This window comes from Synechococcus lacustris str. Tous (assembly GCF_003011125.1).
Lineage (GTDB): Bacteria > Cyanobacteriota > Cyanobacteriia > PCC-6307 > Cyanobiaceae > Synechococcus_D > Synechococcus_D lacustris.
In genome coordinates, this window is record NZ_PXVC01000245.1 from 1 (window position 1) to 857 (window position 857).

Genomic DNA, 857 nt, shown 5'->3' on the forward strand with positions numbered 1-857 from the left:
GAAACACAGTGCCCGGCGCCCAGCGCACCAGGGCCACGTGCTCCGACCCAAAGGCATGCAGGGGCTGCACCTCCAGCCCGCGCACCAGCCCGGGCACCCAGGTGCTGTTGGTGGTGTCGATCACCAGGCGCTGTTGATCAGCCGAGTGCATCTGCTGCAGCTTCACCAGGATCGTGCAGCCCTGCTCACTTGATGGTGCGTGGTTGGAGCCAACCGGATTGCGCAGATAGGTGCCGGCTGGGTAGTCGCCCTGCTCATCGGAGAAGGTGCCCTCCAGCACCAGGATCTCTTCGCCACCGCCATGGCTGTGGCGCTCAAAGCGACTGCCGGGGGCGTAGCGCACGAGTGAGGTGGCCCGGGCGACTTCCTCACCGTGGCGATCCAGCATCCGCCGCTCCACCCCTGCCATTGGCGATGGGGTCCAGTCCAGGGCGTTGCTGTCGAACAGGGCGCGCTGGCTGAGGTCGGCATGGAGTTCCATGGGCTCGATTATGATCAGCCCGGCAACAGCAGCGCTGGCGGCAGCCACTGGCGCTTCTGGGCCCAGAGCCCCAGTGCCAAGAAAGATGACGCTTTTTTATTTAAATCACTTGGGGCTTAATGGAGCAATTTAATGACTGCTTACAGCAACTCCATGCATCAGCAAATAATCCTTCTTTTATCGAAAAACCCGCGGGTTACAACCAGCGATAATTACAAATACTACAAGTTAATAGGTTTTATGTTCTAGTCAAAACTGTCTGTCATCACGTCCTCGAAGTAAATCTATAACTCTTCCTCCTCCGCCATGTGGTTCATTGCAACAACCCTTACGGCACATGCTTCTACGATTTCAGCCCAGCGAATGGGTGTAATGC

1 protein-coding gene is annotated in these 857 nt (G+C 57.6%); it reads right to left on the reverse strand.

Annotation, left to right across the window (positions count from 1 at the left end; translation table 11 throughout):
• The coding region (locus tag C7K08_RS14660; protein ID WP_341272180.1) for a cupin domain-containing protein at positions 1-529 on the reverse strand (529 nt) is incomplete at its 3' end.
• Between the last annotated feature and the right edge of the window lie 328 nt (positions 530-857).